The organism is Spiribacter sp. 2438, from assembly GCF_009676705.1.
Taxonomy (GTDB): Bacteria; Pseudomonadota; Gammaproteobacteria; order Nitrococcales; family Nitrococcaceae; genus Spiribacter.
Genome location: NZ_CP046046.1, coordinates 1,249,261 through 1,272,988 on the forward strand (window position 1 = coordinate 1,249,261; position 23,728 = coordinate 1,272,988).

18 protein-coding genes and 1 pseudogene are annotated in these 23,728 nt (G+C 61.9%); 9 read left to right on the top strand and 10 right to left on the bottom strand.

What is annotated here, in order from left to right; genetic code table 11:
- Window positions 1-26: 26 nt before the first annotated feature.
- Window positions 27-479, bottom strand: coding sequence for a tRNA adenosine(34) deaminase TadA (gene tadA, locus GJ672_RS06235; RefSeq protein ID WP_229381828.1), 453 nt, complete (start codon window positions 477-479; stop codon window positions 27-29).
- Window positions 480-558: 79 nt separating this feature from the next.
- On the opposite strand from tadA, the gene mgtE (GJ672_RS06240) reads away from it, so the two are divergent.
- Window positions 559-1,911 carry a magnesium transporter gene (gene mgtE / locus GJ672_RS06240; RefSeq protein ID WP_154297067.1) on the top strand — a complete coding sequence of 451 codons (1,353 nt, stop codon included), beginning with the start codon at window positions 559-561 and terminating at the stop codon, window positions 1,909-1,911.
- Between the two features lies 1 nt (window position 1,912).
- Window positions 1,913-3,259 (top strand): magnesium transporter, encoded by a 1,347-nt coding sequence (gene mgtE / locus GJ672_RS06245; RefSeq protein ID WP_154296389.1) that lies wholly within the window; start codon window positions 1,913-1,915, stop codon window positions 3,257-3,259.
- Window positions 3,260-3,319: 60 nt separating this feature from the next.
- Here the strand turns inward: mgtE (GJ672_RS06245) and GJ672_RS06250 are convergent.
- The 6 genes and pseudogenes from GJ672_RS06250 to GJ672_RS06270 form a co-directional block, all read right to left on the bottom strand.
- Window positions 3,320-3,511 (bottom strand): annotated as a pseudogene (locus GJ672_RS06250) (GMP synthase (glutamine-hydrolyzing)); the annotation flags it as partial.
- Window positions 3,490-4,014: a hypothetical protein gene (locus GJ672_RS06255; protein ID WP_229381974.1), complete on the bottom strand. Its 525-nt coding sequence runs from the start codon at window positions 4,012-4,014 to the stop codon at window positions 3,490-3,492. The gene GJ672_RS06255 and the pseudogene GJ672_RS06250, both read right to left, overlap by 22 nt.
- Before the next feature lie 72 nt (window positions 4,015-4,086).
- Entirely contained in the window at window positions 4,087-4,395 is a 309-nt protein-coding gene (locus GJ672_RS09530) for a hypothetical protein (protein WP_195759466.1), read from the bottom strand.
- Entirely contained in the window at window positions 4,392-6,278 is a 1,887-nt protein-coding gene (locus tag GJ672_RS06260) for an EAL domain-containing protein (RefSeq protein ID WP_154296391.1), read from the bottom strand. Before GJ672_RS06260 ends, GJ672_RS09530 begins: the two co-directional genes overlap by 4 nt.
- A complete protein-coding gene (locus tag GJ672_RS06265; protein WP_154296392.1) occupies window positions 6,275-7,132 on the bottom strand; it encodes a phosphate/phosphite/phosphonate ABC transporter substrate-binding protein in 858 nt (285 codons plus the stop codon). The genes GJ672_RS06260 and GJ672_RS06265 overlap by 4 nt, the downstream gene beginning before the upstream one ends.
- A 127-nt stretch (window positions 7,133-7,259) precedes the next feature.
- On the bottom strand, window positions 7,260-7,922 hold the full coding sequence (locus GJ672_RS06270) for an FAD-dependent monooxygenase (RefSeq protein ID WP_229381830.1): 663 nt from the start codon (window positions 7,920-7,922) through the stop codon (window positions 7,260-7,262).
- Between the two features lie 245 nt (window positions 7,923-8,167).
- Between GJ672_RS06270 and pgaA the strand changes: the two genes are divergently transcribed.
- The 5 genes from pgaA to GJ672_RS06300 are packed head-to-tail and all read left to right on the top strand — an operon-like array spanning window position 8,168 to window position 14,712.
- Entirely contained in the window at window positions 8,168-10,699 is a 2,532-nt protein-coding gene (pgaA, locus tag GJ672_RS06280) for a poly-beta-1,6 N-acetyl-D-glucosamine export porin PgaA (RefSeq protein ID WP_229381831.1), read from the top strand.
- Window positions 10,699-12,753 carry a poly-beta-1,6-N-acetyl-D-glucosamine N-deacetylase PgaB gene (pgaB, locus tag GJ672_RS06285; RefSeq protein ID WP_154296393.1) on the top strand — a complete coding sequence of 685 codons (2,055 nt, stop codon included), beginning with the start codon at window positions 10,699-10,701 and terminating at the stop codon, window positions 12,751-12,753. Before pgaA ends, pgaB begins: the two co-directional genes overlap by 1 nt.
- A gap of 9 nt (window positions 12,754-12,762) precedes the next feature.
- Complete coding sequence (gene pgaC / locus GJ672_RS06290; protein ID WP_154296394.1) at window positions 12,763-14,025, top strand: poly-beta-1,6-N-acetyl-D-glucosamine synthase; 1,263 nt, start codon at window positions 12,763-12,765, stop codon at window positions 14,023-14,025.
- Between the two features lie 4 nt (window positions 14,026-14,029).
- The gene (gene pgaD / locus GJ672_RS06295) at window positions 14,030-14,503 is read left to right on the top strand and encodes a poly-beta-1,6-N-acetyl-D-glucosamine biosynthesis protein PgaD (protein ID WP_154296395.1); all 474 of its coding nucleotides are present in this window, start codon (window positions 14,030-14,032) and stop codon (window positions 14,501-14,503) included.
- A 35-nt stretch (window positions 14,504-14,538) separates the two neighbouring features.
- Window positions 14,539-14,712 carry a type II toxin-antitoxin system ParD family antitoxin gene (locus tag GJ672_RS06300; RefSeq protein WP_229381832.1) on the top strand — a complete coding sequence of 58 codons (174 nt, stop codon included), beginning with the start codon at window positions 14,539-14,541 and terminating at the stop codon, window positions 14,710-14,712.
- Window positions 14,713-15,209: 497 nt separating this feature from the next.
- Here the strand turns inward: GJ672_RS06300 and guaA are convergent, their stop codons facing one another.
- Window positions 15,210-16,793 carry a glutamine-hydrolyzing GMP synthase gene (gene guaA, locus GJ672_RS06305; protein ID WP_154296396.1) on the bottom strand — a complete coding sequence of 528 codons (1,584 nt, stop codon included), beginning with the start codon at window positions 16,791-16,793 and terminating at the stop codon, window positions 15,210-15,212.
- A 4-nt stretch (window positions 16,794-16,797) separates the two neighbouring features.
- Window positions 16,798-18,264: an IMP dehydrogenase gene (gene guaB, locus GJ672_RS06310; RefSeq protein ID WP_154296397.1), complete on the bottom strand. Its 1,467-nt coding sequence runs from the start codon at window positions 18,262-18,264 to the stop codon at window positions 16,798-16,800.
- A gap of 110 nt (window positions 18,265-18,374) precedes the next feature.
- Between guaB and xseA the strand changes: the two genes are divergently transcribed.
- Entirely contained in the window at window positions 18,375-19,742 is a 1,368-nt protein-coding gene (xseA, locus tag GJ672_RS06315; RefSeq protein WP_154296398.1) for an exodeoxyribonuclease VII large subunit, read from the top strand.
- 127 nt (window positions 19,743-19,869) lie between these two features.
- Window positions 19,870-23,358, top strand: a complete 3,489-nt coding sequence (locus tag GJ672_RS06320) for an FAD-dependent oxidoreductase (protein WP_154296399.1) — start codon at window positions 19,870-19,872, stop codon at window positions 23,356-23,358.
- Here GJ672_RS06320 and acpS read toward each other — a convergent pair.
- Window positions 23,355-23,696 carry a holo-ACP synthase gene (acpS, locus tag GJ672_RS06325; protein ID WP_229381975.1) on the bottom strand — a complete coding sequence of 114 codons (342 nt, stop codon included), beginning with the start codon at window positions 23,694-23,696 and terminating at the stop codon, window positions 23,355-23,357. The two genes, GJ672_RS06320 and acpS, sit on opposite strands and share 4 nt — an antisense overlap.
- Window positions 23,697-23,728 lie beyond the last annotated feature (32 nt).

The following is a 23,728-nucleotide window of genomic DNA, read 5'->3' on the forward strand; positions in this document are numbered from 1 at the left end:
GAATGTAGGGGTTCCCGAAGGCCGGCTCAAGCCCGGCGACGGGCTCGAAAAAACTCCCGGAGCAGAGCCCCGCAGGCCTCGGCCTCCAACCCGCCCTCAACGGTCAGGCGGTGGTTATGGGTGGGGTGCTCATGCAGCGGGAATGCGCCTCCACAGGCGCCAGTTTTGGGGTCCGAGGCGCCGAACACCAGCCGATCCACCCGGGCATGGATGAGGGCACCAACACACATGGGACAGGGCTCCAGGGTCACGTAGAGGACACTGCCCGGCAGGCGATAGCCACCCAGCCGCTGTCCCGCCTCGCGCAGAGCAATCACCTCGGCGTGCGCGGTGGGATCATGGCTGGCGATGGGCTGATTGCAGCCCTCACCGACGACCTCGCCATCAAGAACCAGCACCGCTCCCACGGGCACCTCCCCCGCCGCCGCGGCCTGCCCGGCAAGGCCCAGCGCCCGCCGCATGTACTCGATATCGGTCATGCCCCGCTTTTACCGGGATCGACCCCAACCGGCAAGCCGGGTTATCGAGGCAGACAGCGCCTGTGTCACAATCCCGCACATGGATGGCGATCACACCCATGACCTCGAACAGTTGATCGCCCGCCTCGAGGGCAATGACCGGGCGGGTGCCGCCGCACACCTTGAGGTCATGCGCACCCAGGACATCGCGGCCGCCGTGGCCGGGCTGGACGCCGACACCCGCGGGGCGCTGTTCGATCGGCTGCCCGCCGAACGTCAGGTGGCGGTGTTTGCCGAGCTCGACCACGACCAGCAGGTGGATCTGCTGGATCGTCAGGCTCCGGACCATGCTCGCTACCTGCTCTCGGCAATGCCGCCGGATGACCTGACCGGTTTACTCGAGGACCTCCCGGTGGCCGAGGTCCGACGGCTGCTGCGGCTGCTACCGTTCCGCTCCATCCGCCGGGCGCTGACCCTGCTGGGTTATCCCGAAGAAAGCTGCGGTCGTCTGATGACCACCACGGTGGTGACGGTGCGCCCGGACTGGACCATGGGCCGCGCGCTGGACGAGGTGCGTGCCCAGGCCGAGCAGGGACAGACCGCCAACTTGGTCTACGTCACGGACGAAGAAGGCGTGCTTCAGGGCGTTCTGCCACTCAAGTACTTCCTGCGCCAGGAAGCGGATCGGCGAGTCGCCGAGCGGATGAACACCGCCCTGGTGACCATTGATGCCAATGAACCCCAGGAAGAGGGCTTGCGGGTCATTCGCGACTACGACGTGGCGGCCCTACCCGTGGTTAACGAAGACCGGGAGCTGCTCGGCATCATCACCGTGGACGACGTTCTGGATGTCGAAGAAGAGGAAACCACGGAAGACTTCCAGCGCATGGCCAGCCTCGGGCCGCTTAACCTCAACCTGCGCAGCGCCAGCCCGGGACTCCTCTACCGCAAACGGGTGGGCTGGCTGCTCGTGCTCATCGCCCTCAACCTGGTGGGTGGCATCATCATCTCCGGGTTCGAAGACGCCATCGAGGCGGTGGTGGTGCTGGTGTTCTTCCTGCCGCTGATTATCGATGGTGGCGGCAACGCCGGCACCCAGTCTGCCACCCTCATGATCCGCTCCCTGGCCACCGGCGATCTGCGCCCCGGCGACTGGATCAAGCTTTGGGGCAAGGAACTGCTGGTGGCGGGCGCGCTAGGTCTGACCATGGGCGTCGCCGTCTCGGCGCTGGGCCTGTGGCGGGGCGGCGCGGACGTGGCCATGTTGATCGCCCTCGCCATGTTCATTGTGGTGATGATGGGCAGCCTGCTGGGCATGCTGCTGCCGTTCATCCTCTCCCGGCTCAACCTTGATCCGGCCACCGCCAGTGCGCCGCTGGTGACCTCCATTGCCGACGTGGTCGGTATCACCATCTATTTCAGCCTGGCAATGATCATTCTGGGGATCCAGTGACATGAGCGAGTCCGTGGACTTCCAAGCCCTCGTGGAGCGACTGCAGGACCGGGACTGGTCCGCCCTGACTGAGTCACTGCCAGCGCTCCAGGACCGGGATCTGGCGGCTCTGATCAGTGAGCTGGACGCCCATTTGTGGGAGCCGCTGTTCCGACAGATCCCGACGCACCGACAGGCGGATGTGTTTGCCTATCTCAGCGAGGACCGACAACAGACCCTGGTGCTGAGTCTCTTGGAGACCGATCGCATTACGCTGCTGACGGCCCTGTCCTACGACGACGCAGCTGCGGTGATCGCCGGCCTGCCGGAGTCGATGGGCGTCGAGACGCTGGCCACGCTATCGGAGCGGGATCGCTGGGTGATTCGCAGCCTGCTGGCCTACCCCGAGGAGAGTGCCGGGCGGCTGATGACCCCGGAGTTCATCGCCCTGGAGGCGGACTGGACCCTGGCCCAGGCACTGGATCATGTCCGTTATACCCATGAGGAGAGCGAGACCGCCAACTCCGCCTTCATCACCGATGAAACCGGACGTCTGCTGGGGTTCGTCAAACTCCAGGATCTGCTGCTGGGCGCCGCGGATCGACGGGTCAGCAGTCTGATGCGCACCGATGTCATCTCCACGCCGACCCGCACGGATCAGGAGGAAGTGGCCCGGATCATGCGCCGCTATGACCTGGAAGTGCTGCCGGTGGTGGATGAGCGCGAAATCCTCGTGGGCATCATCACCGTGGATGACGTCATGGACGTGGCCGCCGAGGAAACGACTGAAGATTTCCTGCGCATGGGCAGCGTGGGGGTTGGCCCCATCGTGCTTAACCTGCGCAACGCCAGCGCCAACCTGCTCTATCGCAAACGTGTCGGTTGGCTGCTCATCCTGGTGGTGGTGAACGTCTTTGCCGGGGCCGCCATCTCGGTGTTCGAGACCGCCATCGAAGCCGTGGTCGCGCTGGTTTTCTTCCTGCCCATGGTGATCGCCACCGGCGGCAATGCGGGCACCCAGGCGTCCACCCTGATGGTGCGATCCCTGGCCACCGGTGACGTTCAGCTGCGGGACTGGTTGCCACTCTGGGGCAAGGAACTGGCCGTCTCCATTGCTTTGGGCGCCACGCTGGGCCTCGCCATCTGGGGCGCGGCGGCCTGGCTCGGCGGCCCGGAAGTCGGCTTGGCCGTGGCGGTGGCCATGTCGCTGGTGGTGGTGGTCGGCAGCATGGTGGGCTTGCTGCTGCCGATGATCCTGACCCGGCTGAACATGGATCCGGCCACGGCCAGCGCGCCGCTGGTGACCTCCATCGCCGACGTCGGCGGAATTCTGGTCTACTTCAGCGTCGCCATTGCCATTCTGCCGTGACCCGGGGTTGACTGACCGCCTGATCGTATAGCCAGTCCGTCGGAACGGTTGCCGAAAAGCTCACTCCCACTCAATCGTGGCCGGCGGTTTTCCGGAAATGTCGTAGACGACGCGCGAGATGCCATCGATTTCGTTGATGATTCGGCGTGAGACTTGATCGAGGAAGGTATGGGGCAGATGCGCCCAGCGGGCGGTCATAAAATCGACCGTTTCAACGGCGCGCAAGGCATTTACATATTCATAACGCCAGCCGGTGTGATGCGGTAGCTAAACCGATCGCGCCAGGGTCCTTCATCGCCCCCTACATGCTCACCGCAATCTCCGCAGATAAAGCCGACCACCGGTTCGTCGCTAATTTGTTGGCAGGCCCCGCAGGCGCTCACCTGACCGGGCGTGTCGTATTCCACGCCAAAATGCCTAAGGCGGCGATGGCATTTGGGGCAGCTGAGCACCTCTTCGTCTAAGAACTCATAGCGCGGTGCTTGATAACCGCACCGAAAGTGATGCACTAAGGTCCACTCCGAAATATCCGCGCTCGCACAGTTTGGGCAAACCTCACGCGCCGCCATGCGCGCGCTTTGACATCCCGGACACCCATGTAAGCGCTCAAAAAATTGACGGGTACATAAATGCGAATTGACCAGCGCCTGCATCAGCGCACAGGGGTTGCTTATGCCCGCAAGCATCGGGTAATGGCAGAGGCTGCGCAGCGAGGCGTCTAACACGGGGTCGATACCGCTTTCGCGGGTAACCATCAGGCCGAGCGCCACTAGGCCTTCGCGATCTTGACTGTTAGGAATGTTCGCCAACGCTTGAATACGCGCTTTTTAGGCTTGGGCAGTTTGCAAGGCGGCACTGAGTGACTCGGCGGTTAAGGCAGGTACCGCCGCATCCACCCGCGCGCAGCGTGTTTCGCCCACCACAATTAACGTGGCTAGGGGAGACGGGCTGTCAATCAGCCAGCTCAGCTGCTCTGGATCAAGCTGATCGGCTGGCATGATGATGGCGTCAAACGGGGCGTCGTTGGATGGGGCGTCGTCGAAAATCCAGTCTATGTTGATTGAAGGGTCGCCTGGGGGACAGTCACTTGGCTGAAGCCCCTTTAAGCGAACTCGTAAGCGGGAAGGGGCCGTCATGGCAACGTCTCCACGGGTTGAAAATAATAGTCAGGGCTTTGGGGATAGCCGAGATAAAATCCTTGTTGGACAGTCACACCCAGGTCTACCAGTAAATCGCTTTGCTCTTTGCTCTCTACGCCTTCTCCAATGACAATAATGTCAAGCTGATTGCATAGCCGGGCAATGGCCGAGACGATTTCTTGCGATTTCTCGCTCTCCCCAACCGCAGCCACCAGAGAACGATCCAGTTTCAGATAATCGACATCCAGCTGCAGCATTCGCAAAAGATTGCTTTCTTCAGCCCCAAAATCATCTAATGCAATTTGAATATCATCGCCGCGAATGCTGTCTAGCACTTTCACAACTTGTGCCATTTCATCTTTGAGATATCGCGGCATGCCGCGTTCAGAAATCTCTAATACCAAATTAATCTGACTCAGCCACTCTGAGCCGAAATCCTTAATTAAACTTTGTGGTAATCCTGGGCGGCTTAAATCTTCAATAGGAATGTTAAACGCGAACATTTCAACGTTATTTTCGACTGCGCGCTTGAGCAGTTCTCGACGGCGCTGGTCAATAAATTGGGCCGTTTCTGGATCTCGTAAGGCCTCAAAGTACATATCGAGAAACACATCCGGCATCAGCGTTTGCCCGGTATCTAATCGCCAACGCATTAAGGCTTCATAGCCCAGCGTTTTGTGCTTAGACACATCAACAACTGGCTGAATAACATAGTGGATATGGCCTTTTTGAATGGCCCGGCGCACCATCGCCAAGTCGAGAAAGGCGCCTCGTTTGCCTTCGTCAAGCAGGAAGTTCTCATCGGCATAGCCCACTTGATCTTTGCCACGCTCTTTGGCGCGTCTTAGCGCAAGATCTGCCTGCGATAGTCGGGCTGAAAGCTCATCGTTTACGCCTAACAAAACCCCGCCAGCGGTACAGTGCATGTGTAGCGGGCCTTCTTCGGCCGGTATTCTTACTGAGCTGAAAATCTCTGATAACCGCTCCCCTAAAACGCGAACTTCGGCCCACCTTTGTGCCTTGGTTAAGAGCACAAACTCATCGCCGCCTAAGCGCACAAAGTCGTCGAGCTCTGGAAAATCCGCATGCATGACGTCGGTGATTTTTTTAAGTGACTGATCCCCAACCCCATGGCCATAGCTGTCGTTTATCGATTTAAAGTTATCGAGATCGATCAAAAACAGGGCGTAAGATTTGGTGCGCTCGCCATCGGCATACCGAAGATTAAAGCCATATCGCGACGTTGCCCCGGTCAGCGGATCCGTCGCCAACCGTGTCTCAAGCTTGCGGCGAAACCGCGCCTGCAGCCACAGGTAGCCAATCAACCCGATAAGAATCGCCCATAACAGCAGCGACCCCAAACCCACCTGCACCCGGCTATTTTCAATCGTCGGCTGTTGGCTGCGGTAGTCGCCCTTAATCCGCAACCACCCCACTATGACGCCGTTCACGGTGATGGCTTGGCTGTAACGCGGCTCGGGGTAGAAGTCTGTAAAGCCATGGTTAAGTAGCCCTAAGTGATTCGGTATTGCATAGTCAAAAATCACCTCGCCTGCGTCGTTACGAATGAGTTGAACGATTGCTATGCCATTGGCGGTGTAAAGCTCCGCTCTTTGAATAACCGGTATTGATCCGAAAAACTCCAGCGTGCGCTCGATACGGGAAAAATCATCGGCAATTAGCGCATCCGCTAAGCTGCTAGACGCTCCTTCGGCAATTAAAACGAGCTCCTGCTGAGCGTTATTGGCTAGCGCGTCCGCAAATGAATTGTGGCGCTCAAAAAATCGATTGGTGACTGCTAACCCGATGAGCAAAATTGCAAACGCAGCTGCAAAAAGATGAGCTTGTCCGGTCCACCACCGAATGGTGACGATTCTCATGGATTCCAGGGCAGGTTGGCGAGGTACAGATAATCTTCAAGCGTTGCGGGCACTGGGTCTGGCAGCTGCACGGCCTCGAGCAATTTGGCATTATTTGGGTTTTTAGCGAGATCTTGGATAGCGGTAATAATCGCCTGCGCCTGGTCGTTGTTAATTGTTGAGCGTGCTATCACTGGATGCGACGGATGCCCTTTTGTTTCAAAAATGACCCGTAATTGGCTTCTTACGCTATCGCTTTCACGCTTTAGGGTATTGTTAACGCCGCCACCTGCAGCAACTCGGCCCACCACCACAGAGCGGAATGCGTTGGCATGAGAGCCCGCATAGACCGTGTTGACGTTGATTTGCCGCTTCTTGAGCGCTAGCTGCGTCAGGATAGATGCACCAAATGCATTGGGTGCGGGCAGTGCAATAGTGCGCCCTTCTAAATCGTAGATCGTATTAACGTCTGAATTACCATGAGAAACGAGCAGGCCGGTTAATTGTTGGCTGCCATCCCGCAAAAGAGGGCGATAATCATGTGATTTTCTACCCATAATTAGGTGGTATGGATTGGCGTAAGCTAAGTCTGCCTTACCGGCAATTAAGTCTCGTTCAAAGTCTGGAATGGAATCGGGAATGACCGGCCTAATACATAAATCTGTTTTCTCTTCGACTTTTTGCAGGAACGGCGCCCATGCCCCATAAGTGGCTTGCAGCGAACGCTGGGGAACAATATAGAAACTATAAAATTCTCCATCGCTGCCATCTTCAGCACAGATGCTTTTTGAGCTCACAATGCCCGAGCCACTAACAAATGGGACTAGCAGTAACCCCGCAGCGACGTGCAGGACTCTTGAAAACCAGCCTTCCATGCACGTTTCCTTTTTAATTTAAGCCTTAATATAAAGACTTATCGCCTTCATATACGACTACAGCTGCCTTCGAAAGGTTCCTTTCTTTTTGGTGCCTTTGGGGGTGTGGGAGATGTGGGTGTCCGTTTTAGTCTTTGGCGGAGGCGCCCATCGGGTTGCCGCCTGTGGCCTGCTTAAGCAAGAGCCGGCGGGCTGGTGGAAACAGGTCAAGCAAGGTTAGGCCAACATTTCGGACAGCCACTAATGGCAGAAACTGGTTCGAAAATATCCGCACCAGCCCGTCGGTGAAAGTAAACGTGCGCCGATAATCTGCGCGGGGCTCCTTTTTGTAGTCGGCCAGGCGCTGGGGATCGTAGGGGTCGGGTGTGGGTGTCTCGGTTTTGGCTGCCAGGGTTTTTGGCAGGGCGTCGACGTCGCGCAATGCGAGGTTTAAACCTTGGCCTGCCACGGGGTGCATGGCATGGGCGGCGTTGCCGAGGATCACGGCGCGGTCGGTCACAAACTGATCGGCCGTTACCGCAATCAGCGGGTAAACCTGGCGCTCACTCACCTCAAGCAGGCGGCCCAAGCGCCAGCCAAAGGCGGTTTGCAGTGCGGCGAGGAATTCGGTGGGTGTCCACTGATTGGCCGCTTCCTCGGCCTTTTCAGGCGGCAGCGTCCACACCAACGATACCGCGCCATCCGCCGCCGCACCTTGCGCTTCAAGACGCTGGCAGCACTCGGCAACGCTCATCCCTTCCTGCATGGCGAAAATCGCGATGAATTTGCGCGAGCACTTCGGGGTGCTCAAGTGCGACCTCGGGGACGAATTCGCCGGCGGCGATATAGCCACGGCGCTCGGTTTCAAACAAATAGCCCTCAGCACAAATTACCGGCCCTTGACTGAGACGCTTAAGCAGATCATATCGCGTTATTTACGCTCCAATATGGCGCCCAAGGCGCATGGGTCATTCCCATCTAATTATCAATGACTTACGTTCCTGTAGCGCGATAGTACCACGCTCAGATAATGTACCCTATTTGTAGCCGTTATTGATGGCCTACCTGTGGTACCCTGAAATCCGTACAAATTATCGGGCAAACGGGCTGATGGCCAGGGAAAGAGAATACGACTGGGCGCGCATGCCCCGAGTCTCCGCCCGACTTTACATACGGTTCACTTGCGCCCTTTTGCTGCCATGGATCATGTGGATGCCCGGGCATGCTTCGACTCTGAATCAGGAGCGTGAACAGGCCGTTGCACTTGTCCAGGAAGGGCAGGTAATCGAGGCTGCCGATCGCTTGCGCGCGCTGGATGCCCGCTCCCCCAATCAGCCCCGTTTGCAAGCAGACTTGATTGTTGTTCTGCGCCTGGCCGGAGACAACGCCGCGATCGCCTCTCGCACGCAAGACCTCGATCCCAAGTCCGTTCCTAACTATGCTCACATGAGCTGGGCCCTAGCCCTGCGTGACGAGGGCGAGTTCGCTGCGGCGGCGAATGTTTTGCGCCAATCTAAGGGGCAGCTAGGTACCTCCGCGCAGATTCTTTTCGCCGTGTCCAGCGCTGAGGCGGGAGACACCGCGATCGCGCGCGCGGCCCTCGCGGAAATCGCTCCCTTGCCCGAATCGGCTCAGGCGTTGGCGCTGATGGCGTATGGCCTGCGCCAGTCGGATGCACCGCGGCAGGCCCTGGCGATGGCCAATCGGGCGCGTGCCCGCGATGCACAGCACCCTCTGGCTTTCCAGGAGCAGACTTTGGCGTTGTGGACGCTGGGGGCCAGCCACCAGGCGTTCTTCGCGATGCAGGTACGGCCAGATCTGTTCGAGGATGATGTTCGCTATCAGGCCGAGGCGGATGCGATCGCAGCGGATATCCGGCAGGCACTGGATCTCCGCTCCGAACTGGAGGCCGAAGGCCGCCACGAGGAACGAAACCAGCAGCTAAATTCTGTTCTGGCGAGGGTAAACCCATTCCTTTTTCGGATCCCGGAGGCCCATCCGCAGCATTTGCGGGTTCGTTTTGATCGGATCGTGCTACTGCGCGAGCTCGAGCGAATGCCGGCCGTGATCGAGGCATTCGAGGCATTGCCGAACCGGAAGATCGCCCCTGTTTATGTGCGCCGGGCGGCGGCGGATGCCTACCTGGCCGAAGAGCAGCCCGAAGCGGCCCTGCGTCTTTACGAGTCTTTGGTTTCGGAGAACGAACCACCGGAGGTCTCGTTGCTGCTGGATCTTTATTACACCCATCTCGCGCTCGAGGATTATTCTACGGCGGCGGATCAGCTTGAACGCGCCCATCGTCACACACCGGTCTGGCTGAATATCGGTCCGAACCGTGATCCAATCTCCAACTGGGAGCGGGTCGATGTCGACCAGCTTCGGGTGTACGACGCGGCCTACCGGCAGGACCTAGAGCTAGCCTGGGAGCGCAGCGAGGAACTGGTCCGCCAGGGTCCGGCTCACGCCGGTCTGCGTAATACTCAGGCGCGTATGGCCCGCTGGCGGGGCTGGCCGGCGCGCTCGCGAGACATTACCGAAGTGGCCGAGCGCTGGGCGCCCAATACGCGGGACACACGGCTCAATCGGGCGGAAAACGCGCGCGACCTCGGCGAGCACGACGCCTGGGCGCAGGAGGTCGATTCCCTGCGGGCCGACTACCCCCGGAGCACGGATGTTCACCGCCTGTCGCAAGAGCTGGAAGACCGTGGCCGCCCTTCCATCGAAAGCGGGGTCATTGTTGGCCGGACATCGGGCGGCAATGTACTGGTAAGTGGTGATCGCGACCGCGAGTGGCGTACACGACTGAATTCGCCTTGGTCCGGGCATCCACTGCGGGCCTTTCTGGAACACCGCTACACAACGGCGACCTTCGGCGATACCGAAGGCCGCTATGATCGCGTCGGTGCGGGCATCGAGTGGGACGCGTGGCGCCAGCAGGCCTGGGTTCGCTTCGACCGTGATTACAAGGGGGATGCGAACCCCGGGGTCGCGGCCGGGTGGTCGCGGTGGCTCGGTGACCACTGGCGGATCGGAGCCGAAGCGGACAGCTATTCGATAGAGACGCCCTTGCGGGCGATCGATGCGGGTCTGAAAGGCTGGTCAGCCTCGGCGTCCATGGACTGGCGGGCCCACGAATCCCTCTCGGCGTATGCCAACGTGGGTTTGCTGTCGATTGATGACAGCAACCGTCGGAGTTCACTGGGCGGGGGCGTGACACGACGGGTGTATGCCAGTGCCCACCACGCGACTAATGTGGGTGTTGATCTCTTCTTCCAGAACAACAGCCAGCCGGGCGGACCCTATTTTAATCCGGAGCAATCGGCCAACACCTCCGCTCGGGTAGACCATGACTGGACTACTTGGCGCGACTTCGATCGGGCCTTTACGCAACGTTTTCAAGCCGCCGCTGGTATCGGCTACCAGTCCGGGTTTGGCAGTGATCCGACCGTGGCACTGCGCTACGAGCATCGCTGGGATTTGGATCGTCGCTGGTCCGTCGATTACGGCGTAGGCTGGAGTTCCACCGCTTACGATGGCAACCGGGAAGACCGGCTCTCCGGGCTTGTGCGCCTGCGAGTGACCTTCTGATGCAACGTCTTTTCATGATTCTTCTGACACTTGTGGGGGTGTGGCACGGCCCAGTGCATGCGCAGGATGCCTTCACGGTTCCGGATGGGCACTTCCTCGCGCTTTCCTATCACGATGTACGCGACGACGTTTTGCCGGGAAGGGACACGGATCCGTACGCCGTCAGCACGCGGCGGCTGGTGGAGTGGTTTGACTGGATGGAGCGGCAGGGGTGGCAGCCCGTTTCGTTGCAGCAGATCATTGATGCGCGCGAGGGAAGGGAGCCGCTGCCAGCCAATGCGGTGCTGCTGACCTTCGATGACGGTCTGGCCAGTGTCTACAGCCACGTGTTCCCGTTGTTGCAGGCCTATGAGCATCCCGCGCTGGTTGCCCTGCAGACCGGCTGGCTGGAGACCGTCTGGGCCGGCGAGAATGTCACCTACAACCCCGAGACATTCGCGGATGTCGCGAGCCTCGAGGTGACCGGAGATCAAGCCCCGCCCGGCACGGTCCAGTACAACGAGGTGCCGCTCGGAGCCGAGGGCTTTCTGGCGTTGTCCGAGTTGCGCGAGATGCAGGCATCGGGGCTGGTGGAGTTCGCCAGTCACAGTCACGATCTGCATCGCGGAATCCTGGCCAACCCGCAGGGAAACGAGCAGCCCGCAGCGATAACACGCCGTTATGACCCGCAAAGCGGCCGTTACGAGGATCATGACACGTTCCGTCAACGGATCCTCGATGACATGCGGACCAGCAGTGCCTCACTGGAGGCGGTGGTAGGCGTTGCGCCGCGCGCGGTCGTCTGGCCGTACGGCGCGCACACTGCGGAGGTGGACGCGCTGGCGTCAGAGGCCGGTATGCCCTGGTCAATTTCGCTAGGTGCGGATCCGGTCAATCACCCCGAACAATCGCGATTCAATCGCCTGCTGATCAGTGACGATCCGCGCCCGGTGGAGATTGCGCAGAACGCGCGTCCCGAGTCCGCAACACGGGCCGTGTCCCCACAGCCGCAGCGGGTGATCCATGTGGATCTTGACTACGTCTACGATCCCGATCCGGAGCAAACCAATCGCAATCTCGGTGTACTCCTGGACCGCATCCAGCGGATGCAGATCCGCACGGTTTACCTGCAAGCCTTTGCCGACCCAAACGGTGATGGCAACGCGGATGCGCTGTACTTCCCGAATCGGCACCTGCCCGTGCGCGCCGACTTATTCAATCGAGTCGCTTGGCAGCTGCGGACGCGGGCCGGGGTGCGCGTGTATGCCTGGATGCCCTTGCTTGCCTTCGATCTACCCGATCAGGACCTCCATGCCGAGCTGTCGGTACGACGGCTTGGGCCCGAGGGTAGTCCCGTGCCGGCGGATCGAGACTATCGCCGCCTGAGCCCGTTTCTGCCCCAGTCATTAGAGATTGTCGGCGAGATCTACGAGGACCTTGGGATGGCAGCCAGCGGTATTGCCGGGGTGTTGATCCACGACGACGCCTACTTGGCTGCAGACGAGGATCTTGCGGCCTGTCACGAAACGGCGCGCTGGCCCGGAACGGATCGTCCGCTGGGCAACTGCATACTGAGACCGGAGGAGAAGACCGAGGCCCTGATCGATTTCGGTGAAGAGGTAATCAGCCGTTTGCGCACCCTTACCAATTTGTCCCTCGACTTTCGCACCGCACGCAACCTGTATGCACGGGTGATTCTGGAACCGGAAGCCGAGGCGCGATTCGCCCAGGCGCTGCCTGCGGCGGTCAAGGCGTACGACGAGGTCGCCATCATGGCTATGCCCTGGCTGGACGGGACTGAGCTGCCGCCGGATGTCTGGCTGACCCAACTCGCAGATGCGGTGGAGGAGCAGATCGGGGGCTTCGAGGACGTTGTATTCGAGCTGCAGGCGCGTGACTGGCGGGGCGAAGGCCGTTGGCTGGAAGCAACGCTTTTGCGCGATTGGATGGAACAGCTGGTGCGGCGCGGAGTGCTGAACTTCGGGTACTACCCGGACGACTTCCTGCGGGATCAGCCGGAGTTCGGCCCCACATTCGAGGGCATGTCGCTGAATAACTTCCCTTATCCGCGATAGGAGCCCGGCGTGACCTTCAACGCCCTGACCAAATTTGTCTTCTTCTACCCGCTAATCATGGCCTGGATCTGGATCATCGGGGGTGTCTGGTATTACTTCCACTGGGAACGCCGCAAGGGCGCGGATCCTGATCATCCGCCCAACAGTGGTAGCTCGGCTGCGTGCAGCATCATCATCCCTTGCTTCAACGAGGCCGAAATGATCCGCGACACGATCCATTACGCCCATGCGAGCGAATACCACGACTTCGAGATCATCGCCATCAACGATGGCAGCAGCGACGCAAGCCCCGAGATTCTCGAACAACTAACCCTCGAGTATCCCCGTCTGCGTGTGGTGCACTTGGCAAGCAATCAGGGCAAGGCCGTGGCCCTGCGGACCGGGGCACTGGCAGCACAAAACGACTTTCTGATCTGTATCGATGGTGACGCACTGCTGCACCCGAAGGCCGTGGCTTGGATGATGTTTCATCTGACCTCGGGGCCCCGGGTCGGAGCTGTTACCGGTAACCCGCGGATCCTCAACCGCAGCAGCCTGTTGGGTAAGCTTCAGGTTGGGGAATTCTCGGCCACTATCGGGCTGATCAAGCGTGCCCAGCGAGCCTATGGGCGCATCTTCACCGTCTCGGGAGTGATCGCGGGGTTTCGTCGCACCGCCCTCGATCGGATCGGGTACTGGAGCAACGATATGGTTACTGAGGACATCGATATCTCCTGGCGGTTGCAGCTCGACCACTGGGACATACGTTACGAGCCCAGTGCGCTGTCTTATATCTATATGCCGGAAACCCTAGCAGGGCTGTGGCGGCAGCGCCTGCGCTGGGCTCAAGGGGGAGTGGAGACGGTGCTTCGCCACGGCGCCAGCCTGTTCCACTGGCCCAAGCGCCGACTATGGGGCGTGGCACTTGAGTATGTGGTTAGTATCGTCTGGGCCTATGGCATGTTTGTCGTCATCCTGGTGGCTTTGCTGAGTCTGGTGACCGAGCTTCCGGAAGGCTGGATCCAGCCGCGGCTGCTGCCGCAATGGGCGGGCGTGATTCTCGGACTGACGGCGTTAATTCAGTTCTTTGTCAGTTTGATGATCGATCGTCGCTACGAGGTCGATGGTCGATTTTTCCGGAATTATTTCTGGGTGATCTGGTATCCACTGGCGTTCTGGCTGTTGTCTATGGTCACAACGGTCGCAGCCGTCCCGCGTGCCCTTCTCAAGCGCACCGGAGAGCGGGCTCGATGGATCAGCCCAGATCGCGGGCTGCGGCCGCCGGAAGAATGAGCCCATGAAGCACTTGCGACCACGAATCCCCAAAGTCATCGACCGCTCAGACCTGGAGCCGAGTGGAAGGCGCTATATCAGCCAGCTCATCAGTCTCGCGGGGTGGGGTATCTGGATTTACCTGTTCACGCCCCTGATTGCAGATGACCCCATGGAGACGTTGCGTGCGATCCAAGCGTACGGGATCGCGATTGGCTCGGCGGGCGTGATCTTCATAGGGTGGGCAGGTTACAACTGGTTCCGCTTCCACAACAATGAGCGGCGACACGCACCAGAACCGGTCGGGACCGAGAACTTGGCTCGGCATTTCGGCATCGATCGTGACGAGGCCGAGATTATCGCAACGGCTCGTATCGTGACGGTTCATTTTGATGAGATCACAGGGATTGTCGATATCGAGTCATCGATGTGCGGCGCTCGCCGGGAGTTGGTAGCAAACGTTGCCGCCTGCAGTAACCGATCAAATACAAGCCGTTAATTATTTTGAGTGCGTCAGGTTGGGCACTCAATTTTGTGCTCACGAATAGTCTTAGCCTCGGCGAGCACTGGGAAATTTACATCAGCAATGAGATTGCTAGTGGGCGTTACGGCTCCGCAAGTAACGTTGTCCGGGATGCCCTACACGTTATTTGGCCCAGGGCGCTGAACAGGCCAGCGCTCGTGAGTACATTGATAATTTCACAATAACCACCCTGATCAACGATTTTTAAAGTCACCCCGAGGGCTCCGGATGACTTAAAGAACATCGGCCGATATACAGAGCGGAAATGGGGTAAACGGGCTTTGGCCGCACCCTTGTGTTTAATGGCATGCCCCAGGGCCACACCGAATACGCTAGGGCGGCCAGCTCATCCTCGCCCAGCCAGTGGTCAAAGAGATTATATTCGGTTAGCTTAATCATGATTCAACTGTCCACTTCACTCCATATTTGTTGCGCACGGACAATGTCGCGTGACTGCCTATATTTTTTACCACCGCACAGCAAGATGATAAGTTCGCCGTCACGGATTCCGGCTAACCAGCGATTGAAGTGATCCGTGGTGAGTATGTGATATCGCATGCACGAAATGCAGCTAACGCGCTACAAAAAGACAAGACGACCTAACAGGTAATTGACCCCGGCACCGGCTATATCATGGCTTTAAAATTTTCAAACCCATAAAAAACCCTGTAAAAAATTCCGGTCATTCCCACTCAATGGTCGCCGGCGGCTTGCCGGAAATGTCATAAACCACACGGGAAATGCCGTCGATTTCGTTGATGATCCGGCGGGAGACGTGGTCAAGGAAGTCGTAGGGCAGATGGGCCCAGCGGGCGGTCATAAAGTCCACGGTTTCCACGGCCCGCAGAGCCACCACCCACTCATAGCGACGGCCGTCACCGGTGACACCCACGGAGCGGACCGGCAGAAAAACCGCGAAGGCCTGACTGGTTTTGTCATACCAGCCGGCAGCGCGCAGTTCCTCGATGAAAATGGCGTCCGCCAGCCGCAGGCAGTCGGCGTAGGTCTTGTGGACCTCGCCGAGAATACGCACGCCAAGGCCCGGCCCGGGGAAGGGATGACGATGCACCATTTCCGCCGGCAGCCCCAGTTCCACGCCGATGCGCCGGACTTCGTCCTTGAACAGCTCCCGGAGGGGTTCCAGCAGCTTAAGGTTCATCCGCTCCGGTAACCCCCCCACATTGTGGTGGGACTTGATGACATGGGCCTTGCCGGTGCTGGCACCGGCGGACTCGATGACGTCCGGGTAAATGGTGCCCTGGGCGAGCCATTGCACGTCTTCGAGCTTGCCCGCCTCTTCATCAAAGACATCGATAAACGTCCGGCCAATGATCTTGCGCTTGGCCTCCGGATCGGCTTCTCCGGCCAGCGCCGTGAGAAATCGCTCCTCGGCGTCCACCCGAATCACCCGAATCCCCATATGACGGCCAAAGGTGGTCATGACCTCGTCGCCTTCGCCCAGGCGAAGCAGACCGTTGTCGACGAACACGCAGGTGAGCTGATCACCGATAGCCCGATGCAGCAGCGCCGCCACCACCGAGGAGTCCACGCCACCGGAGAGCCCCAACAGCACATTGTCCCGGCCCACGGTGGCCCGCACCCGGTCAACCAGGTCGTCGATGATGTTGCCGGCGGTCCAGCGGCCCGAGCAGCCGCAGATGTCGTGGACGAATCGCTGCAGAATGCGCTGACCTTGGGGCGTGTGAGTGACCTCGGGATGGAATTGCAGGCCGTATAGACGCCGCTCATCGCTGCCCATGCCGGCGATGGGTGCCGAGGGCGTGCTGGCAATGACCTTGAAGCCCGCCGGCAGCTCCGAGACCCGGTCGCCGTGGCTCATCCAGACATCCAGCAGGCCATGGCCCTCGGCGTTGGTGCGGTCTTCGATGTCCCGCAGCAGACCGGAGTGGCCCCGGGCCCGGACTTCGGCATAACCGAATTCCTTGTGACTGGAGGCCTCGACCCCGCCCCCCAGCTGGTGGGCCAGCGCCTGCATGCCGTAACAGATGCCCAGCACCGGGACGCCGGCATCCAGCACCGCCTGGGGCACCCGTGGCGTGCCGGCCTCGTCCGCGTGCACCGACTCCGGCCCTCCGGAGAGGATCACGCCGCTGGGAGCGAAGTCCCGCAGTCGCGCCTCGTCACTGTCCCAGGGGCGGATTTCGCAATAAACGCCGGCCTCACGGATGCGCCGGGCGATGAGCTGTGTGTATTGCGAGCCGAAGTCCAGAATCAGGATGCGCTCGGCATGAATGTCCGGGGTCATAGGATCAGTCGCTACGGTAGTTGGGCGCTTCCTTGGTGATACTCACGTCGTGGACGTGGCCCTCGCGAACGCCGGAGTTGGTAATCCGGGCGAATCTGGCCCGGTCCCGAAAATCGTCAATATCGGCGCAGCCGCAGTAGCCCATGCTGGCCCGCAGCCCCCCCAGCAGCTGATGGACGATGGCGCTCATGGCGCCCTTGTAGGGCACCCGCCCCTCGATGCCCTCGGGCACCAGCTTGTCGACGTCGCCGGCATCCTCCTGGAAATAGCGATCCGACGAGCCCTGATTGCGGGACATGGCACCAATCGAGCCCATCCCCCGATAGGACTTGTAACTCCGCCCCTGGTAGAGCTCGACCTCGCCCGGCGCCTCTTCGGTCCCGGCGAACATGCTGCCCATCATCACGCAGTGGGCACCGGCGGCGATGGCTTTGGCCATGTCTCCGGAGTAGCGAATGCCACCGTCGGCGATCACCGGGATGTCCCGGCCCTTGAGTGCGGTGGCGGCGTTGTCGATGGCACTGACCTGTGGTACCCCCACCCCGGCAATCACCCGGGTGGTGCAGATGGACCCCGGGCCGATGCCCACCTTGACGGCATCGGCCCCGGCCTCGGCCAGCGCCAGGGCGGCGTCGCCGGTGGCGATGTTGCCGCCCACCACTTCCACATCCGGGAAGTGCTTCTTGACCCAGGCCACCCGATCCAGCACGCCGCGGCTGTGGCCGTGGGCGGTGTCCACCACCAGCATGTCGACGCCCGCTTCCACCAGCGCTTCGATACGCTCCTCGGAGCCCGCGCCGGTGGACACGGCGGCCCCCACCCGCAACTGGCCGTGCTCGTCCTTACAGGCGTCGGGGAAGTCTTCGGCCTTCTGAATGTCCTTGACGGTGATCATGCCCCGCAGCTTGAAATCGCCATTGACCACCAGCAGCTTTTCGATGCGATGGCGATGAAGCAGGGTCAGCACCTCGTCGCGCTCGGCGCCCTCTTCCACGGTCACCAGCCGATCTTCGCCGGTCATGGCGGCGGTGACCGGCATTTCCAGGCGGGTCTCAAAGCGCAGATCGCGACTGGTGACAATGCCCACCAGCTTTTCGCCCTCCACCACCGGCACGCCGGAGATGCCGTGCTGGCCCATGAGCAACAGGACCTCTCGGATCGTGGCCGTGGGCGCCACGGTGATGGGCTCCTTGATCACGCCGCTCTCGAATTTCTTGACGGTGCGCACTTCGCGGGCCTGGTCCGCCGCGCTCATGCTCTTGTGGATCACGCCGATCCCGCCCAGCTCGGCCAGGGCGATGGCGAGCCGCGCTTCGGTGACCGTGTCCATGGCCGCTGAAAGCAGCGGAATGCGCAGTTCGATGCCGCGGGTCACTCGGGTGGTGAGACCGACATCCCGGGGCAGAACTTCCGAATAGTTCGGCAGCAGAAGGACGTCGTCAAAGGTCAGGGCTTCCTGGATAATCTGCATGGCGACGTCCTCTTGGTAACTCCGGCGGGTTAACCGGCCATTATACGGCGCCGGCGGCCTCCGGAACAAACCGCGGGTCAAGCGGCCGCCGAAGCTGCTAACCTCCGGGCATGAGCCGTGCCGATGCCCATGAAGTCTACAGCGTCTCCCGCCTCAACCAGGAGGTGCGCGGACTGCTGGAACAGGCCTTCCCGCTGATCTGGGTTGAAGGCGAGATTTCCAATCTGGCTCAGCCCCGCTCCGGGCATGTGTATTTCACCCTCAAGGACGCCGAGGCCCAGGTGCGGTGCGCGCTGTTCCGCAACCGGGCCCTGCGCCTGCGGTTTTCCCCCGAGAACGGCGCCCGGGTGAGAATCCGCGCGCGCATCGGGCTGTATGCCCCCCGGGGCGAGTACCAGCTCATCGCCGAACACATGGAACCCGCCGGCGATGGCGACCTGCAGCAGGCCTTTGAAGCACTCAAGCGTCGCCTCGGGGCCGAGGGCCTGTTCGAGACGGTGCGCAAGCAGCCGCTGCCGGCACTGCCCCGCCGATTGGGCATTGTCACCTCTCCCACCGGGGCGGCCATTCGCGACATCCTGAGCGTGCTGGCCCGGCGGTTCCCGGCACTGCCGGTGCTGATTTATCCGGTGGCCGTGCAGGGCGCCGCAGCGGCGCAGGACATTGTCACCACCCTCGCCCTCGCCAATCAGCGCCGGGACGTGGACGTGCTGGTGGTCAGTCGGGGCGGTGGCTCCCTGGAAGATCTGCAGGCCTTCAATGAAGAAGCCGTGGCCCGCGCCATTGCCACCTCTGCCATTCCGGTGGTGAGCGCCGTGGGCCATGAGGTGGACATCACCATCGCCGACCTGGTGGCCGACCATCGGGCCCCCACGCCGTCGGCCGCCGCCGAGCAGCTCTCGCCGGATGGCTCGGCACTGGTGCAGGCGTTTCAGCAGCTTCGGCGACGCCTGATTGAAGGGCATCGTCGGCTTCGGGATCAGCGACGTGAGCGGCTGGACCGGGTCAGCCGCCGTCTCGAGGCCCAGCACCCCGGCCGGCGACTGCAGGAGCGCAGTCAACGTCTGGACGAGCTAGAGCTGCGCCTGACCCGGGCCCTTCGGCAACGGCTTGATGCCCGGGCCCTGGGCGTGACCAACCTCGCCCAGCGACTGCGGACCGCCAATCCGGGCCGGGCCGTGGCCCAACATCGGTCCCACTGCCAGACGCTCACCACCCGACTTGCCATCGCCATGCGCGCCGGGCTCACCCAGCGCCGTGGTCGGCTGCAGGAAAACGCCCGTGCGCTGGAGGCGGTCAGCCCCCTGGCCACTCTGGAGCGCGGCTATGCCATCGTGCGCCATGGCGACGATGGGCGTATCCTACGGGATGCGGGCGAGCTGGCCGTCGGCGACTCCATCCAGGCCCGACTGGGACAGGGAACCCTGGACGCCAAGGTGACGTCCATTCAGCCAGCGCCTGCCAAGCCAGACGAATAAACCCGGCCAGCCATGCCCGATGCTGTCCTGCCCGCGGGACCGGAAAACCGCGCGGCGGCTGGCTTGTTGTACTTGGCCCGGGCGCGCACGCTACCGGGTTCAGAAAACTCATTGGTACAGAGGGATCATGACGCTCAATGACGCCCTGGGCCGCTACGGCCTCGACTTCAAGACGCTCCAGACCCGCGACGGCCTGAGCCGGGTGGACGCCGCCTTTCTGGACGGGCTGCGGCAGCAGAATCCGACCCTGGCTGAGCAATTGCTGGACTACCGTGATCGGGACAGTGACCTGCCCGGCACCGAAAACAGCGAGCTGCTGATTGCCCTCGGCCCCTACGTCGAGACCTTTATCGGGCGCCTGTTCGGTATTGAGGGGCGACTGGCGGCGGACCGGCAGGCCATTCTCGAAGACGATGGGGTCATGCAGTTCAAGCAGGCCTTCGTGCAGAAGCGGGTCAAGAAGCATCGCCGTCCCGTGGAGCAGTCATTTCAAGCCCTGGATAACACCCTGCGAGCCGCGGTTGGCGAGGTGCCGGATGGCGACGACGAGGCGGCCATCGCCCAATACGCCATGGCCCTGCTGGAGGACCCGGACCGCAACGCCGAGGCCATCGAGACCGTCACCGCCTGGTGCAAGCTGGCCCGCCAGACCGCCGAAGGCCAGGCCCGGGTGGCCGGCTGGGCCAGTTTCCGTCTGCCGATGCGAATCGACCACTTTGACCTGGTCCCCACCGAGGCGGTGGAAGTGGACGGCGTCCGGCGCCGTCAGGCCGACCCCCAACGCTGGCGACCGCGGGACGGGTTCTCGCTCACCGATGGCCGCATGGGTCAGCGGGACATCCAGAGCGAAGTCCACTACTGCATTTACTGCCATGACCACGAAGGCGACTTCTGCTCCCGGGGCTTTCCCGAGAAGAAGGGCAGCCCGGAGCTGGGTTTCAAGCAGGATCCGCTGGGCGTCACCCTGACCGGTTGCCCGCTGGAAGAGAAGATTTCGGAAATGCACGTGCTGCGCCGGGAGGGCTACAACCTGGCGGCGCTGGTGATGATCATGGTGGACAACCCCATGGCGCCGGCCACCGGTCATCGCATCTGCAATGACTGCATGAAGGGCTGCATTTACCAGAAGCAGGACCCAGTCAATATCCCACAGATCGAGACCGGCGTGCTCACCGATGCGCTGGACCTGCCCTGGGGCGTGGAAATCTACCACCTGCTAACCCGCTGGAACCCCCTGCGCCGCGAGCAGTATCTGCAGCAGCCGGACAACGGCCGACGGGTGCTGGTGGCCGGCATGGGGCCCGCCGGCTTCACCATGGCCCATCATCTGACGATGACCGGCACCGCGGTGGTGGGCGTCGACGGGCTCAAGATCGAGCCGCTGCCCGAGTCGGTGCTCAATCAGCCGGTGGAGCGCTGGGCGGATCTGCAGGAAGATCTGGACGAGCGCATTCTGATGGGCTTTGGCGGAGTGGCCGAGTACGGCATCACCGTGCGCTGGGACAAGAACTTCCTCAAGCTCATCTATCTGACGCTGGCACGGCGGCACAACTTCCGCGTCTACGGGGGCGTTCGCCTGGGTGGCACCGTGACTCTGGAAGACGCCTGGGCGCTGGGATTCGATCATGTGGTCAATGCCACCGGTGCCGGCCTGCCGCGGGTGGTGCACATGGGTAACAGCCTGGCCCGTGGCATGCGCCAGGCCAGTGATTTTCTGATGGCCCTGCAGCTCACCGGCGCGGCCAAGTCCTCCAGCCTGGCGAGCCTGCAGGTCCGGCTGCCGGCGGTGGTGGTGGGCGGCGGGCTCACCGGCATCGATACCGCCACCGAGGTGCAGGCGTATTACGTCAAGCAGGTGGAGAAGGTGCTGGAGCGCTACGAACGGCTGTCCGAGCAGTTGGGCGAGGCGGCCGTCACCCAGGGGATGAATGACGAAGACCGGGAAACCCTGGCGGAATTCATCGACCATGGGCGCGCCACCCGCGCCGAACGGGCCCGCGCGGCCGCCGAAGAGCGCGAACCCGATTTCAATGCCCTGGTGCGCGCCTGGGGCGGCGTCACCGTCGCCTATCGCAAGGGCATGACCGACTCGCCGGCCTATGTCCGCAACCACGAAGAGGTGACCAAGGCCACCGAGGAGGCCCTCTACTATGCCGAGGGCGTGGAACCCCTCCACGCCGAGGTGGACGAGTACGGCCACGTCAGCGGACTGGTCTGCCGCGAGCTCAAGTCGGTGGAGGGCCGCTGGGCGCCCACCGGATCCGAGCGCCGGCTGGCGGCGCGGGCCATCTTCATTGCCGCGGGGACGGTGCCCAACACCATTTACGAGCGCGAACGGCCCGAGACTTTCGAGCTGAATGGCAACCACTTCCTGCCCCACACCCTCACCGAGCAGGGGCTGGAGCCGGTGGATGACGCCGATCACGTCAAGTCCCGGGTGTTCGGCCCGTTCACCTCCTATAACGAGGGCGGACGGCGGGTGACCTTCATCGGCGACACCCATCCGGCCTTCCATGGCAGTGTGGTAAAGGCCATCGCCTCGGGCATGCGCACCTACCCCTATGTCATGGCGGCCATGAGCCACGAGACGCCGGCGACGGACCAGTCTCACCCGGCATTCCTCGACACCATGGACGATCTTTTCACCGCCCGGGTGGTGGAGGTCAATCGGGACAATCCGGCGATGGTGGAAGTCTGGGTCCGGGCCCCCATGGCGGCTCGCAATTTCAGGGCCGGCCAGTTTTTCCGCCTCCAGACCTTCGAATCCCTGTCGCCGGTGGTCAACAACACGCGACTGCAGATCCCGCTCATCACCGTGTCCGGGACCGGCGTGAAGAACGACTGCATCCGGCTCATGGTGCTGCAATGGGGAGCGGGTCCCAAGCTGGTGGGCCGACTGCAGCCCGGCGATCCCCTGGTGCTCATGGGGCCCACCGGCGCACCCACGGACCTGCCCACCGACCGCACCATCATGGTGGTGGCCGGCCGCTGGGGGGCGGCGGTGATGCTGGACATTGGCGCGGCGCTGCGTGCCGCCGGCAATCGGGTGCTCTACGTGGCGGCCTTCGGCGCCGCCGGCGACGTGGATCATCAGGACGAGCTGGAGGCGGGCGCGGATCAGATCATCTGGTGCACCGCCAAGGAGGAAACCATCACCCCGCGACGTCCCCAGGACATCAGTCTGCAGGCCACCGACATGATCGATGTGGTGCGTCGCTACGGGGCGGGCGAAATCGGCCCCGAGCAGGGCGGCATCCCGCTGAGCGATGTGGATCGCATTATGGTGATGGGCGGCACGGGGCTGCTCAAGGGGTTCCAGAACGCCGTCCAGGGCGAGCTCAAAGCGCTGGTGGCCCCGGACTGCGATGCCTTCGGCACCGTGGGCAGCCCCATGCAGTGCATGCTCCAGGGCGTTTGTGCTCAGTGCCTGCAGTGGCAGATCGACCCGGAAACCGGCGAGCGGACGCGGCCGGTGTTCTCCTGCGCGGGTCAGGACCAGCCCCTGACGTGGATCGATCTGGACAACCTGTCAGCCCGGCAACAGCAGAACCGACTCAGTGACCGACTGAACGGCCAGTGGCTGGAGCAGGTGCTGGCCAGCGAAGCCGCTGACTAGCGCTCCATGACCACCATGGCGAGGGCGTAATCTCGCTCGTCGCTGATGCTCAGGTGAGTCTGGCGGATGCCCAGGGCATCCGCCCGGCGGGCGGCCGCACCCGCCATTTCCAGCGTCGGTGCGCCGGCCGGGCTGTGGCCCACCACCAGGTCCCGAAAGCTGGCGTCCGCGCCAATGCCACATCCCAGCGCCTTGGCGGCCGCCTCCTTGGCCGCGAACCGGCGGGCCAGGAAGGCAGCGGCGGACCGGGGGCCCGCTGCCATCAGGCGCTGGTACTCCCCAAGCTCGGAGTCGGCCAGTAAACGCCGCGCCAGGCGGTCACCATGGTCACGCTGCATGGCCTCGAGCCGGGACACCGCCACCAGGTCGG